This window comes from Trinickia symbiotica, assembly GCF_003028655.1.
GTDB classification, from domain to species: Bacteria; Pseudomonadota; Gammaproteobacteria; order Burkholderiales; family Burkholderiaceae; genus Trinickia; species Trinickia symbiotica_A.
This window is the reverse complement of sequence record NZ_PYUC01000015.1, coordinates 64,426-78,671: the sequence shown is the minus strand read 5'-3', so window position 1 is coordinate 78,671 and position 14,246 is coordinate 64,426. Positions and strand designations below refer to the sequence as shown.

Below are 14,246 nucleotides of genomic sequence, written 5' to 3'. Positions count from 1 at the left end.
GGCAGTCCAACGGAGCGTCCGAGGACATGGAATTTTCATCGATCACCAAGCCGCCCGGCACTTCGCCGCGCGACCAGGAGCATGAGGACGAAGCGCGCTCCGAGCGCTGGCTTCTTTCCTATGCCGATCTCGTCACGACCTTGATGGTCTTCTTCCTCGCAATGTACATTCTGCAGCTCGCGAAAACGAAGGAGTCCGAAATGAAAGCCGCGGCGGCTCAGGCAGTGCCCGTGGCCGTGGCGCCACCCGTCACGCAGCCCGATGTGACACGCAGGGCTCGGCTCGTCGCGCTGCTCGCGCCGCTCGTCGAGCGCCGCGAAGTGACCGTGAAGGAGACGCCGCAGGGGATCGAAATCGCGATCAATGCGAGAGTTCTTTTCAATTCGGGCGAAGCGCGACTGTTGCCCGACGGCCTCGACGATCTCGCGCGCGTCGCCGAGGTATTGAAGAAAGGCTCGCCGAGGAGCATTCTCGTCGAAGGCCATACCGACAGCGCGCCGATCGCCACGGCTCAATATGCCTCGAACTGGGAGCTTTCGGCTGCGCGAGCGGGGGCCGTCGTGCGCTTCCTCGTCGAGCGGGGGATCGAGCCGGGCCGTCTCGCCGCAATCGGGCGGGCCGACAACGATCCGCTTGCGCTTGGCGACGATGCGGTGGCGCGCGCCGCGAACCGACGCGTGACGATCGTCGCGCAGTACTAGGGGCTGGCACGCTTCTCGCAGCGCACGGTTGTTCTCCTTCCTTCGGGCGAGTCAGACAGCCAAATGAAACCTTCGAGCGAGAAGCCGCATTCCCACGCGCGCGTGGCGAGCCAGGTGCGCGGCCGCCTGCGCGTCAAGTTCGACCATCGATCGCGCAGCAAGGCGCAGCTCGAGCGCATTGAGCAATACCTCGAGTCGAAGCACGGCATCGGCGATGTCGTCGTCAATGCGGCGACCGGCAGCATGACGATTCCCTACGATCATGCGAAGCTCGACGGCAAGGGGATCTTTCAGTTCTTGCAGGACCTCGACGTCGTAGTCGAGTCCACGCTGCATCCGCCGACCGTCGAGGAGGCCGGACCGGAGTCTGGCCGCCATCCGAGCTTGACGGAAGCGATCGACGATCTCGATGCCTATGCGCGCCGCGCGATCGGCATGCCGATCGACTTGCGGCTCGTGCTGCCGCTCGCGCTCGTGGCCGCCGGCGTGTGGTCCATCGCGAGGCGCGGGCTCATGATCGAAACCGTGCCGGGCTGGGTCTTTCTCTGGCTCGCATTCGATACGTTCGTGAAGCTGCATCCCGAACGCGGGCCGATGCCTCATCCGGCGCCCGGCTCCGATAGCCGTCGCTGAATGTGATTTCGCAATCGGTGGATCACCCACCGGCAGCGCGAAACCGCGCGTCTATAATGGATTTCTTTGCGGAGGGCGCGTCATGGCCGGACTGGACGACTTCTTCAGGGGCAACGTCTTGGCGGGGCTCGCGGTTGGCGTCGGTGCAGTAGTGCTTGCACCGGTCGTATTGCCCGTCGTTGCGGCCGTCTCGAAGCCGCTTGCGAAAACGGCGATCAAGACAGGCGTCATTCTTTTCGATAAAGGCAGAGAGGCCGCCGCGGAAATGGCCGAGGTGTTCGAAGACCTCGTGGCCGAGGCGCGCGCGGAGCTCGAGCATCCGCATCCGCACGAAGGCGCGATCGTCGAAGGGATGTCCGCGGCGGGTGCGGCGCACGGCGCGAACGGCGGCGAAGCGGCCGCATCTTCTCCTTCACAGGATCATCCCGGTGCCTCTTGACGAAGCGCAGCTCACGCATCGGATTGCGGGGAGGTTGCGCATCAAACTGCTCTCGCGGCGTCGCGACGCCGCGTACTTTTCCGACCTGTCGCGGCGTCTCGCGCAATGCGACGGCGTGACGGATGTGCATGCGAGTCCGCTGACGGGCAGCGTACTGATTCGACATACCACGACAGTCGATGCGATTGCGACCTATGCGGATCGGCACGGGTTGTTCTCGCTTCGGCTACCGCGCGTATCGTCGGAGGAAAGCGCGCCTGCGCGCGCCCATGCGATGACGCGCCGTGAGCCGGCGCGGATCACCCGTCGCAAAGCCGGCGAGTCTAACGACGACCGCGAGCGAGCGCAGGCGCGCAGGCTGAGTGCGACGCTTGCGGGTCTCGGTACCCTGCAAACGGTCAGGGGGCAGATCATGGCCCCCGCGGTCACGCTCTTCTGGTACGCCTATGACGCGTGGCGTTCTCGTCCTCGCGCGCGTACTGATTCTCCCGCGCCCATGCCGCCTGTACCGCCCGCAGCGGGCGATGACGGGGGTCGGGATCGGCGATAAGCCTGCCTGCCCCGGGGGCGAAAAGATCGCACGTCTTTCCGCGAAATCGCGCGCTCTTTAATCAAGCCGTCACATCGAGGCGTTCCAATAACGCATGACGCCGAGCTATCGGCATGAATGCGTAACGGGGCGCTCGCAAGAATGGCAGAGTCAGAGTATCTCGCGGATCAGATTCATCATGTGCCCGGCCGGCTTCGACTGAAGCTTTCGGCGATCAAACGGAACGACGCGCGCGCGCGCCTTGCCGAGCAGCAACTGGGCGTGCTCGATGGAGTGCGCAGCGCGATCGGTAACCCGCTGACCGGCAGCCTCGTCGTGCGTTTCGACCCCGAACTCATCAGCGCTGAGCGGATCTTCGCCGAACTCAGGGCGTGCGGCTTGCTCGATGCACTAGCGATTCCATACGTGACTGCCCCGGCGGCGACTATGCCGCAGATCGGCGGCATGGCACGGGCAATGCCTTCTCGGTCGCTCGCGGACGCACTCGTCGACAAGGCGATCGAAGCGCTGGTCGAGCGCTGTGCGATCGCACTCGTCGCAGCATTGATCTGACGTAACACGAGCAGAAGCGATCAGCGTGGCGGGTGCGGCCCGTTGCGCACGGTCAGCGCCGGCTTCGTCGATTCGTTCAGTAAATAGGGCGCCGTCGCACCGGCGGCGATGGCCAACGCATCGAGCACATCGATGCGCGACAGTCCGAGCATTCCATTCAACCCCGGGATCACACTGGCAAGCAGCTGCAGCGCCACCGAGCCGCCGATTGCGAGATCGAGTTGCCGGTTGCGTGGCCGCTTGACGATGCTGAGCGCGCCGCGCGTCGCTGAGCGGCAGCTATACGCATGCAAGAGCTGAGCGAGCGTCAAAGTCATGAAGGAAACGGTTCCGGCCGCCGCTCCGACACCGTGGCGCATCGCCGCGAAGGTATGACTCGCGAGCGCCCCGCCGCTGATGGCGAGCGCTTCCTTGCCGTACCGGAGCATGTCCGTGCGCTGCACGATCGCTTCACCGGGATCGCGCGGCGGTCTTTGCAGCACGTCCGGTTCGGGAGGCTCCACGGCAAGGGCGAGGGCAGGGAAGACGTCGCTCAGAAGATTGATCCAGAGCAGCTGCATCGGCGTGAGCGGCTGGCCGATGCCGAGGCCGAAAGCCGACAGCGTCACGACGATTTCGCTCATGTTCGTCGAGACGAGAAAGTGCACCGATTTGCGGATGTTGTTGTAGATGGTGCGACCCTGACTCATCGCGATCGTGAGCGTTTGCAGATCGTCGTCTTGGAGGACCACGTCCGCCACTTCGCGTGCCAGATCCGTGCTGTGGCGCCCCATCGCCACGCTGATGTCGGCGGCTTTGAGCGCGGGACCATCGTTGACCCCGTCGCCGACCATCGCAATGACCTGGTGCTGGCGTTGCAGCCTGCGCACGATACTGAGCTTTTGCGCGGCGCTGGCACGCGCGAAAATGTCGGCGTCCGCCGCAAGCTCGGCGAAGGCGCCTTCGTCCATGCCGTTGATCTGCGTCGAGTCGACGACGATCGCGCCGCCGTTGGTTCCGATGCCGAGCGTCTTGCCGATCGCCCGCGCCGTGACGCTCTGGTCGCCGGTGATGATGACGGTCTTGATGCCGGCCCTCTCGAAGAGCGCGATCAGCTCCTTCGCTCCCTCGCGGATCGGGTCGGCTAGTCCCAGCATGCCGAGCCAGCAAAGGCCGCGCGCATCCACTTCGAGCGTTTCGTCGCCTGACGCATAGGCGAAGCCGAGCATGCGCAGCCCGCTGCCGCCCATCTCGACGTTCGCCTCGGTAATGCGGCGGCGATTTTCGTCGTCCAGTGGAAGGCGTTGACCGTCTTTCATCTGCTCGTCGCAAAGCGCAAGCACTTCGACCGGATTGCCTTTGACGGCGAGGACATGCCCTCCCGATTCGGCATGCCGGTGCAGTGTGCTCATGTAGTTTCGATCTTCGGCGCGATAAGCGATCTTCAGCTGCGGATGACGCATGCGCACGGCATTGACGTCGATGCCGGCTGCGAGCGCGAGCTCGACGAGCGCGATCTCGGTCGAGGAACCGTCGAGACGATAGCGCGGCGCCGTGCCTCTCAACTCCACTTCGTTGCAGAGCACGGCGACGTGCATGAGCCTCAGCACGTCCTCGCGCGCGAAGAGATCGATTCGACCTTGCGGCGAATACAAGAGACCGTCCGTCACGGCGCTGCGCTCGCCGTTCGCATGCATGGCGAGCACGCGCATGCGGTTGATCGTCAGCGTGCCGGTCTTGTCGAAGCAGACGGTATGGACGGCACCGAGCGTTTCGACGGCGTCGAGCCGGCGCACGAGCACGTTTTGCCGGCGCATGCGGCGGATGCCGAGAGCGAGCGTCGTCGTCGCGACGGTCGGTAGTCCTTCGGGCACCGCGGCGACGGCGAGCGATACCGACGCCTTGAACATCTCGAGCAAGCCGCGCCCGCGCAGCAGGCCCAGAACGAAGACTAGCCCGCATATCGCGGCCGCGATTCGCACCGTCTGATTGCCGAGGCGTTCCATCTGCCGCTGCATCGGCGTGGCCGGCGGGCGCGTGGTGCCGACGAGCGTTTGAATGAGACCGATCTCGGTTGCGCGTCCGATGGCGACGACTACGGCGAGGCCGTTGCCCGTGACGATCGTCGTGCCCATATAGACCATGCAGGTCCGATCCGCGAGCGCGACGTCCTCGCTGTCGGTACGAATCGGCGACTTATGGGCTGCCACGCTTTCGCCTGTCAGCGCGGATTCGTCGGCGGACAGTTGACGGGCTTCGATCACGCGTGCATCCGCGGGCACGTAGGCACCGCCCGACAGCACGAGTATGTCGCCGACGACGAGGTCGCTCGCGTCGATTCGGCGCAAGGCCCCGTTGCGCAGCACGAGGGCATGCCGCTCCGTGTCCTCGCTCAGCGCCTCGATCGCCCGTTCGGTCTGCGCCTCGGTCGCATAGCCGATCACCGCATTCACGATCACGACTCCGGTGATCAGCACGGCGTCGGCGAGCCCACCGGTGGCGATCGAAACGACGGCCGAACTCGCCAGGAGCGCGACGGGCAAGCTCTTGAATTGCGAGACGAACATGGCGAGCGGCGAGCGACGCTGCGGCCGCTGCAGGCGATTCGGCCCGTTGGCGAGCCGCCGCCGCCGCGCTGCGTGCTCGGACAGACCGCGACGCCTCGACGAGCCGAGCGCGAGCAGTACCTCCTTAGCATCGAGCGCGTGCCACGGCCGCGCAGCTTGGTCGGGCTGACCGGCACTTGCGCGCGCACGCTCTTTGCGGTCCTGTTCGCGCGCGGCAAACGGAGGATGAAGAACGCGTGCCGTTGCGCTTGCAGTCGCGCTGGCAGGCGGTGGCGAATGATTCGGAGTGAAACCGTTTGGCGGCTCGTCGGCGAGCGCGGCAATCTCGGCGGCCGGAGTCGCCGGATCGAACCATATCAATGCGTTTCCCGTCAACGCGCTGGCTTCGACACGGCGGACGGGGCCGCGGGCAGTCAAGCTCTGCGCGAAGGCGTTGCACGCCGCTTCGTCGCGGTAGAGTCGTGGTACATGCAATCTTGCGCGCCCTGGCACGGCCGAGTGCAGGACGACGGCCGCGTTCGCTGCATCAGGCATCGCGGCAGGCTCGCCCGGCGCGCGCGCAAGCGCCGTAGCGAGAGCCGCATCGGAGCGCCCGTTCATGAGTGTTCTTCGTCGTCAGCGGTAGAGAGACCAAGCATAGGTCAATCTCATGCGAATGCCAGCCGTTTAGGGATAGTCCCACGGGTCGCCTAGAATGACGGCCAGTCCACGAGGTTCTGGCGATCGACCGCAAATGAAACGAGACAAACTACAGCAACGACCCGACAAAGCGCGCGACCTGCGGCGGATGAAAGCGGCCGCGACAGGACTGCTGATTGCGATGATCGCGCTCTTCGCCGCTTCGGCTTTTTTCGAGCGAGCATATCCTGTGCTCGGCTTCGTTCGCGCGTTCGCCGAGGCCGGCATGGCCGGCGGCATCGCGGATTGGTTCGCCGTCACGGCCTTGTTTCGGCACCCGCTGCGGCTGCCCTTGCCGCATACGGCGATCATCCCGCGCAACAAAGACCGTATCGGCGAAAACCTTGGCAATTTCTTCGAGCAGAATTTTCTATCGCAGGAAGACATCGCGGCCAAGCTTGCCGACGTCGATCTTTCGGGCGCATTCGTGCGATGGATCGGCAAGGCCGAGCAGACGGGGCAAATCGCCGATTATCTGGCTGGGCTGATGCCTGACTTGTTGGCCAGTGTCGGCACTGAGGATGTCGAGCAATTCACACGCAGCGCGCTCGCGGCACGCATCCGCGAGATCGAGCTTGCGCCGCTCGTGGGCGGCGTGCTCACGCAAGTGGCGCAAACCATCGACTACGATGCGCTCATTACGCCTGCGCTCGAAGAGCTGGCGTTGCTCTTTCATGAGAACCACGACCTGATCCGCCGCCGCGTGCGCGAAGGCACGGGATGGATATGGCAGCGCATCGCGCTCGACGATAAGGTCGCCGACGCGGTCATTCGCGTCATCGACGAAGCGATGAGCGACGTGCGCGACAATCGCGATCATCCCTGGAGGCGCCGCTTCGGCGAGTTCGCGCATGAGCTCGTCGCCGGGCTCGCCGCGTCGCCGGCCTATTTGGCGAAATGCGAGGCATGGCGCGAGCAGTTGCTTGCGCATCCTGCGTTTGGAGCCTGGGTCGGCAGCCTTTGGAGCGAGCTCGTCGAACAAACGCGCATCGACGCGCAGGCACCCGATTCGGTCGTGAAGGCGCGACTGCAGACGCTCATCACGCAATGGACGCGCGAAGCGTTGCGTGACGAAGCGTTGCGCTCGCGGATGAACGAGCGCGCGAGAGAGGCGATCCTCGATATGATGCCGGCTCAGCGGCATGAGCTCGCGCGACTGATTGCCGATACGGTGCGGCGTTGGGATACCGCCACCGTGACGGAAAAGCTAGAGGTCGAGGTGGGGCGCGATCTGCAATTCGTGCGAGTCAACGGAACGTTGATCGGGGGCATGGTGGGCCTCGTGCTGCACGCGCTCGGAACGCTCTTCTGATTTTTCGAGGGGGCGCCGCCGCTCTTCTGAACCACGGCCACCCACCCAGGCGAAGCAGTCGAGCGCGCCAACCTGTACTTAGGTTCTGCCCGCCGCCTCGCGCTCGCGCGTACTAACGCCTTCCTCCCGCGCCGATCCACGACGCAGCGGTACCGCGGACCCGAGTATGTCCCGGACACCGCCGACGCCGCCCACGAGAATCTCGCGTGCGGTCGTCACGACGCCATTGCCGAGCGTTCCCACAGCGCCGAGCGTTTCCGTGCCGACCTCCTCGGTCGCGTGCACCGCGCCGGTCAACACGTCGCGCACGATTTCCACTGCGTCGTTTGCGACGGTGCCGGTCGCGCGTAGCGTCCCCGTCACCGTGTCGCAGACGAACCCGATGATCGGGCCACCGAATTCTTCCGAAGCGACCCGGGCCGGGCCGCGCAGTCCATATCTCATGCCACGGCCTTTGCCGTCGCCCGAGGGCGATTGGTCAGCACCCTGCGTTGCCTGCGTGTTTTCAGCGCCGGTTGCCTTCTCCTTTTCATCTCGACTTGTTGCCATTTGAGCCTCCTCAACTGCAAGGAAATCATTGGAGCAGGGCGAGAAGCGCGGCGCCCCCCGCTTTCATCGCGCGAGCGCAGTCACGCCCCTGGGCGTCACAACGCCGCCCTGCTCCTACGATAGAGCAATGTAGCTCGCCGCAACAATTGTTCCTCTATGGCTGAGTTCTCTCCTTGAGATTGTTTCTCACGCTTGGACGTTGGAGGCCGCGAACGGCAAGGCATGGACGCGCTTGCCCGTCGCGGCGAAGATGGCATTCGCGACGGCCGGCCCGATCGGCGCCACGCCCGGCTCGCCGACGCCCGTGGGCGCTTCGTTCGAGGGCACGATATGGACCTCGACTTTCGGCATGGCGTCGATGCGCAATACTTGATAGCCGTCGAAGTTGTTTTGTTCGACGTGGCCGTCCTTGAGCGTGATCGCGCTCGAGAGCGCCGCGCCGAGCCCGAAGCCGATGCCGCCTTCCATCTGCGCCGCGATGATGTCGGGGTTGATCGCCGTGCCGCAATCGACGGCGCAGACGACACGGTCGACCTTGACCTTGCCGTCCTTGTCGACCGTGACTTCGGCCACCTGCGCGACGAACGAATGGAAGGCTTCGGCGACGGCGATGCCACGGCCCTTGCCCGGCGGGAGCGGCGTATTGCTCCAGCCGGCTCGCTCGGCGGCGAGATCGAGCACCGCTCGCATGCGCGGCTCGTGCGCGAGCAAACTGCGCCGGAAAGCGTAGGGGTCCTGGCCCGCCGAGTGTGCGACTTCGTCGATGAACGCCTCGACGGCGAAGGCCGTGTGTGAACTACCGACGACGCGCCACCAGAGCACCGGTACGGCCGATTGCGTCGTCGAGAGCTCGACGGCGATGTTGGGAATCGCATAGGCGATGTTCGCCGCGCCTTCGACCGAGGTCGCATCGATGCCGTTCTTGACCATGACCGCCTCGAACGGCGTGCCCGCGAGGATCGACTGCCCGACGATCACGTGCCGCCAGCCGGTCAACTGGCCGTCGGCGGAGAGGCCTGCCTCGAGCTTGTGGAAATACATCGGGCGATAACGGCCGCCGTGGATGTCGCCTTCGCGCGTCCACTGCAGCTTGACCGGCGTGCCGTTGGCGCCGAGTGCCTTGGCGATCGACACCGCTTCGACGATATAGTCCGATTCCGCATTGGCGCGCCGTCCGAAGCTGCCGCCCGCATAGAGCGTGTGGATCCGCACTTGCTCCGGCTGCAGGCCCGCGACGCGCGCGGCATTGCCCTGATCGACGGTTTGGAACTGATCGCCCGCCCATATCTCGCAGCTATCGGCCGTGAGCTTGACGACGGCGTCGAGCGGCTCCATCGGAGCATGGGCGAGATAGGGGAATTCGTAGGATGCCGAAACTTTTCGCGCGGCACCGGCGATCGCCTTCGGCGCGTCGCCGACTACGCGAGCGGGCAGGCCAGGCTTGTCGGCAATGCGGCGGTACTCGGCCATGATATCGGCCGAGCTGCGCTTTTCGGCGCGGCTATCGTCCCATTCGACCTTGAGCGCGTCGCGTCCTTTCTTCGCGGCCCAAAAGCTCTTCGCGACGACGGCGACGCCGCGCGGAACCTGCACGACGTCGACGACGCCGGGCACCGCCTTCGCCGCCGACGCGTCGAACGACTTCACCGTGCCGCCGAAGCGCGGCGGGCGCTGCATGACGGCGACGAGCATGCCGGGCATTGCAACGTCGATCGTGAATTGCGCCGTGCCGTTCGTCTTCGGGGGGACGTCCACACGCGGCAGCGGTTTCGCGCCGACGAGCTTGAACGTCTTCGGGTCTTTCAGCGCGACGGTCTCGGGGACGGGAAGCTTTGCCGCGACGGGGACCAGCGAGCCGTAAGTCGCCTGCTTGCCGCTTGCCGAATGATGGACGGTGCCGCGTTCGGCACGAAGCTCCGTCGCGGGCACATTCCATTGTTGCGCCGCCGCCGCGATCAGCATGGCGCGCGCCTTGGCGCCCGCCTCGCGAAGCTGCATCCACGAGGTTCGACATCGCCGAGCTTCCGCCCGTGCCCTGGATCTTGCCGAATGCGAGGTTCGCGTAGCGCGTTGCGTCGGCCGGCGCGCTTTCGACGCTGATCTGCGACCAGTCGGCGTCGAGCTCTTCGGCGACGATCGTCGCGATGCCCGTATAGGCTCCCTGACCCATCTCGACGTGCTTCGCGATGACAGTCACGCGATTGTCCGTGCCGATGCGCAGGAATGCATTAGGCATGAACGTGCCGCCCGCCGGGCCGCCCGAGGCGGACGTCGCGGCGAGCGCGCGCGGCGCCGAGACGCCCCATTCGAAGCCGATGGTGAGCGCGAGCGCCGCCGCGCTGCCGACGCCCTTGAGAAACTCGCGCCGTGCCGGCCGCGATACTTCAGCGATATCGGTCGTCATGAGTCGTTACCCCTTGATCTCTTGAGCGGCTTCATGAATGGCGGCGCGAATGCGCGCGTAGGTCGCGCATCGGCAGATGTTCCCGCTCATCGCGGCATCGATGTCGGCATCGGTGGGCGCCGGATTGTGCTCCAGCAGCGCCGCGGCCGACATGATCTGACCGGATTGGCAATAACCGCATTGAGGAACCTGAAGCTTGACCCACGCGGCTTGCACGGCCTTCGCGGGCTTTCCCTGCAGGCCTTCGATCGTGGTGATGTGGCGGCCGGCGACGGCTGCGAGCGGCGTCACGCAGGAACGTATGGCCTGGCCCTCGAGGTGAACGGTGCAGGCGCCGCATTGCGCCATCCCGCAGCCGAACTTGGTTCCGTGGAGCCCCGCGACTTCGCGGATGGCCCATAGCAACGGCATGTCGGGATCGGCATCGAGGGTCGTGGACTTGCCGTTGAGAACGAACGAGGTGGACATTGACGGCTCCGGAGGTCTGCGACGATGTGGGAGTGTGCATGAAACTCCACATCCTTCGCTTATCGAATCCTCCGGATTTCTTGCCTAATTCTTTTGAAGACGACGAGTCAGTTCTTGAACGCGCCGCGATCGTAGCCTTCGCAGTACTCGCGCCAATCGCCGACGACCTGCTCGGCGCATTTGACGGCAAGATCGATCAACGGAAGCCGCCAATCTTTGCGCGCGCCGAACGCGATCAGTTCATCGGCGATCGCGGACCCTTGGCGGCCGCCGCTGCGCAAGTGCGCCCATGCCGAGAGCTGCGCCATGTTGTCGACGACCGATTCGAGTCGCGGCAACTTGCCGTTCCAAGCGCCGAGGTCGACGCGGTCTTCCGAGGGCTGCAAGCTGCGCAGCACGTATGGGCGCTTCTCGAACGTTACCGCATGCAAAAGCGCTTGCGGTACGGCTTGAGCGCGCGCTTGCACTTCCACCACGCGGCGCGCTTCGCTATCCCAATGCGGCTGCGCCACCGTGAGGTTGGGGGCGAGCGACGACGGCAACGCTTGCTTGAGATCGAGCAAGTAGTTGCCGTCGGGCGAGCCTTTCCCTTCGACGAGGATCACATACCGATCGACGCCGAGGCTGCCCGTTCCCGCGATCCGCCGCGCTACATCGAGCGGCCGGTAGAAACCGGGGTTGTCCTGGCCGCTCGCGAAATCGCTCATGAAGGCCATCACCGCATTGCGTCTTTCGTCGTCGATCACTAGTGCCTTCTTGCCGTCGATCTTGAGGACGCGCTTTTTGCCGTTCGACTCAGTGCGTCGATTCAGAAGATCGACTCTCGTGCGCTTGCCCAGTGAATCGAAGAGCTCGCGCACCATGCCCTCGGCCAGCTCGTGCTCGATCCAGCGCGCTTTGCCGAGGCCCAGGGCCGTGCCATACGATTCGACGGCCACATGGCACAACGCGAGCGCCTCGGCGCGACTGATGTGCAGATCCTCCGCGGCGACGAGCACGCTCGTGAGCAAGCGGATGAATTCATAAAGGCAAGGGGCGAGGCAAGCTTCGTCGAAGTCGTTGATATCGAAATAGATGAGCCCGTTATCGCCCTTGTAGCTGCCGAAGTTCTGCAAGTGCATGTCGCCGCAGGCCCAAGTCGAAGGCCCTTCAGTAAGCACGCCCCCGTCATGCAGATCGCGCACGCGTGCATAGAAAAGATGACATGTGCCTCGCAGAAACGCGAAAGCGGAGGCCCGCATGAGCCGATACTTCATGGCGAGGCGTTCGGGATCGCGGCCTGCGTTGAATCGCGCGATTTCGGTCGTGACATCCGGCATGACGATCTCCGTCTAAGTGTTTTCCCCAATCAAGATTCTTTGGGCCGTCGTCGTTATAAGGCAGTAGTCATCGAACTGTCATGGAAGCCAAGCAGCCGGGCGCAAACGTTTCACCGCGCACCGTCTGGGGCAATGGGGTTTGCTCGCCGACATGAGCCGATGGCGATGATACGTTGTCGCGAAGGAGATGCATGTGAATATGCTGAAAGCCGATGTGGGACAACTGGAGAAGGCCGTGAACGTGTTGATCACGCGTCCGCGCCTGATTCGCCGCGAATACTGGGTCTCGCAAATCGACAGCCTGCTGGAACTTCCGAGCATATCGATGCTCGAGCGCCAACGGTTGTGTGCGCTGCTCGATCTGCTCGGAACTGTCGCCGCCGATTGAAGTCGAGCGCTCCACGCTCGACTCGCCCGCTGCGCGCATCCGCTGTCCCGAGCGTACTGGGAGCGGCGGCTGTTGGCAAACCGAAAGCATCGGGCGTTTCGATCGCCTTCTGTCTACTGCTCTGCCGAAAACCGCAAATTCTGCGAAAGTTACGGTTTTCCCCGCCGCCTTGCCGCTCGACCCTCCAATGAGCGAGCGCGCAGAGGATGCCGGTGGGACGTCTTTCCGGGCAGAAAACAGGAGATCAGCATGGCAATCGAAGGGTACGTGGACACGCAGTTGGTCATCAACGGCGAGTGGTGCGACGCCGCGAGCGGCAAGACCATCGACGTGGTCAATCCGGCCACGGGCAAGGTGATCGGCACCGTGGCGCACGCCGGCATCGCGGATCTCGAGCACGCTGTGTCGGCTGCCCAGCGCGGTTTCGAGATCTGGCGCAAGGTGCCCGCGCACGAGCGCGCGGCCACGATGCGCAAAGCCGCCGCGCTGCTGCGCGAGCGTGTCGAGACGATCGCGCGGCTGATGACGCTGGAGCAGGGCAAGCCGCTCGCCGAATCCCGCATCGAAGTGATGGCGGCGGCGGACATCATCGAATGGTTTGCCGACGAAGGACGTCGCGTTTATGGTCGCGTCGTGCCGTCGCGCAACCTTGCCGTTCAGCAGCTCGTCGTCAAGGAGCCGGTCGGCCCCGTCGCGGCATTCACGCCGTGGAATTTTCCGGTGAACCAGGTCGTGCGCAAGCTCTGCGCGGCGCTCACGACCGGCTGTTCGTTCATCGTGAAGGCGCCTGAAGAGACGCCCGCTTCGCCGGCGCAACTGTTGCGCGCATTCGCGGATGCAGGCGTGCCCGCGGGGGTGATCGGGCTCGTGTACGGCGATCCGGCCGAGATCTCGGGCTACCTGATTCCGCACCCGGCCATCCGCAAGGTCACGTTTACGGGTTCCACGCCCGTGGGCAAGCAACTCGCGGCGCTCGCCGGTCAGCACATGAAGCGCGTGACGATGGAGCTTGGCGGCCACGCGCCCGTGATCGTTGCCGAAGATGCCGACCTCGAGCTCGCGGCGCGAATCTCGGGCGGCGCGAAATTCCGCAATGCCGGTCAGGTTTGCATCTCGCCGACCCGCTTTCTCGTCCACAACAGCATTCGCGAAGCGTTCCAGCAAGCGCTCGTCAAGCATGCGCAGAGCATCAAGGTCGGCGATGGCCTCGCCGAAGGCACGACGCTCGGGCCGCTGGCCAACGCGCGCCGGCTGAGCGCGATGGCCAGCGTGCTGTCCGACGCGCGGGCGAAGGGCGCAACCATTGCGACGGGCGGCGAGCGCATCGGCAGCGAGGGCAACTTCTTCGCGCCGACAGTGCTGACCGACGTCCCGCTCGATGCCGATGTCTTCAACAACGAACCGTTCGGCCCGATTGCGGCGGTACGTGGCTTCGACTCCCTCGAGGAGGCCATCAACGAGGCCAACCGGCTACCGTACGGCCTGGCGGGCTACGCGTTCACGCGCTCGTTCAGCAACGTCCATCTGCTCACGCAGCGGCTCGAGGTCGGCATGCTCTGGATCAATCAGCCGGCCACGCCGTGGCCCGAAATGCCGTTCGGAGGCGTGAAGGATTCCGGTTATGGCTCCGAAGGCGGTCCCGAGTCGCTCGAGCCGTATCTCGTCACGAAGTCGGTCACCGTGACAGCGGTCTAAAAGCAACAACGG

General features: G+C 64.9%; 13 protein-coding genes and 1 pseudogene. 9 read left to right on the top strand and 5 right to left on the bottom strand.

Going from position 1 to position 14,246, the window contains the following annotated elements:
* The first annotated feature begins 26 nt into the window (after window positions 1–26).
* From C9I57_RS25580 to C9I57_RS25560, 5 genes are all read left to right on the top strand, one after another.
* Window positions 27–701 carry an OmpA/MotB family protein gene (locus C9I57_RS25580; protein WP_107153388.1) on the top strand — a complete coding sequence of 225 codons (675 nt, stop codon included), beginning with the start codon at window positions 27–29 and terminating at the stop codon, window positions 699–701.
* 63 nt (window positions 702–764) lie between these two features.
* Complete coding sequence (locus C9I57_RS25575; protein WP_107153387.1) at window positions 765–1,334, top strand: HMA2 domain-containing protein; 570 nt, start codon at window positions 765–767, stop codon at window positions 1,332–1,334.
* Between the two features lie 82 nt (window positions 1,335–1,416).
* Complete coding sequence (locus C9I57_RS25570; protein ID WP_107153386.1) at window positions 1,417–1,773, top strand: DUF5132 domain-containing protein; 357 nt, start codon at window positions 1,417–1,419, stop codon at window positions 1,771–1,773.
* A complete protein-coding gene (locus tag C9I57_RS25565; RefSeq protein WP_107153385.1) occupies window positions 1,763–2,323 on the top strand; it encodes a hypothetical protein in 561 nt (186 codons plus the stop codon). Before C9I57_RS25570 ends, C9I57_RS25565 begins: the two co-directional genes overlap by 11 nt.
* A gap of 141 nt (window positions 2,324–2,464) precedes the next feature.
* A complete protein-coding gene (locus C9I57_RS25560) occupies window positions 2,465–2,875 on the top strand; it encodes an HMA2 domain-containing protein (protein WP_107153384.1) in 411 nt (136 codons plus the stop codon).
* Between the two features lie 20 nt (window positions 2,876–2,895).
* On the opposite strand, the gene C9I57_RS25555 is transcribed toward C9I57_RS25560, so the two are convergent.
* Window positions 2,896–6,021 (bottom strand): cation-translocating P-type ATPase, encoded by a 3,126-nt coding sequence (locus C9I57_RS25555; protein WP_107153383.1) that lies wholly within the window; start codon window positions 6,019–6,021, stop codon window positions 2,896–2,898.
* A 133-nt stretch (window positions 6,022–6,154) separates the two neighbouring features.
* Between C9I57_RS25555 and C9I57_RS25550 the strand changes: the two genes are divergently transcribed.
* The gene (locus C9I57_RS25550) at window positions 6,155–7,411 is read left to right on the top strand and encodes a DUF445 domain-containing protein (RefSeq protein ID WP_181321954.1); all 1,257 of its coding nucleotides are present in this window, start codon (window positions 6,155–6,157) and stop codon (window positions 7,409–7,411) included.
* Window positions 7,412–7,489: 78 nt separating this feature from the next.
* Here the strand turns inward: C9I57_RS25550 and C9I57_RS25545 are convergent, their stop codons facing one another.
* Both C9I57_RS25545 and C9I57_RS25540 read right to left on the bottom strand, forming a co-directional pair.
* Window positions 7,490–7,960, bottom strand: a complete 471-nt coding sequence (locus C9I57_RS25545) for a hypothetical protein (protein ID WP_107153381.1) — start codon at window positions 7,958–7,960, stop codon at window positions 7,490–7,492.
* A gap of 186 nt (window positions 7,961–8,146) precedes the next feature.
* A pseudogene (locus C9I57_RS25540) lies at window positions 8,147–10,157 on the bottom strand (molybdopterin cofactor-binding domain-containing protein).
* A gap of 37 nt (window positions 10,158–10,194) precedes the next feature.
* On the opposite strand from C9I57_RS25540, the gene C9I57_RS33370 reads away from it, so the two are divergent.
* The gene (locus C9I57_RS33370) at window positions 10,195–10,389 is read left to right on the top strand and encodes a hypothetical protein (RefSeq protein WP_258187823.1); all 195 of its coding nucleotides are present in this window, start codon (window positions 10,195–10,197) and stop codon (window positions 10,387–10,389) included.
* On the opposite strand, the gene C9I57_RS25535 is transcribed toward C9I57_RS33370, so the two are convergent.
* Window positions 10,371–10,832: a (2Fe-2S)-binding protein gene (locus C9I57_RS25535; RefSeq protein WP_107153380.1), complete on the bottom strand. Its 462-nt coding sequence runs from the start codon at window positions 10,830–10,832 to the stop codon at window positions 10,371–10,373. The two genes, C9I57_RS33370 and C9I57_RS25535, sit on opposite strands and share 19 nt — an antisense overlap.
* A 107-nt stretch (window positions 10,833–10,939) precedes the next feature.
* Window positions 10,940–12,151, bottom strand: a complete 1,212-nt coding sequence (locus tag C9I57_RS25530) for a DUF2252 domain-containing protein (protein WP_107153379.1) — start codon at window positions 12,149–12,151, stop codon at window positions 10,940–10,942.
* 187 nt (window positions 12,152–12,338) lie between these two features.
* Between C9I57_RS25530 and C9I57_RS25525 the strand changes: the two genes are divergently transcribed.
* Complete coding sequence (locus tag C9I57_RS25525) at window positions 12,339–12,539, top strand: hypothetical protein (RefSeq protein WP_107153378.1); 201 nt, start codon at window positions 12,339–12,341, stop codon at window positions 12,537–12,539.
* Between the two features lie 249 nt (window positions 12,540–12,788).
* On the top strand, window positions 12,789–14,234 hold the full coding sequence (locus C9I57_RS25520; protein ID WP_107153377.1) for an NAD-dependent succinate-semialdehyde dehydrogenase: 1,446 nt from the start codon (window positions 12,789–12,791) through the stop codon (window positions 14,232–14,234).
* The last annotated feature ends 12 nt before the right edge of the window (window positions 14,235–14,246 follow it).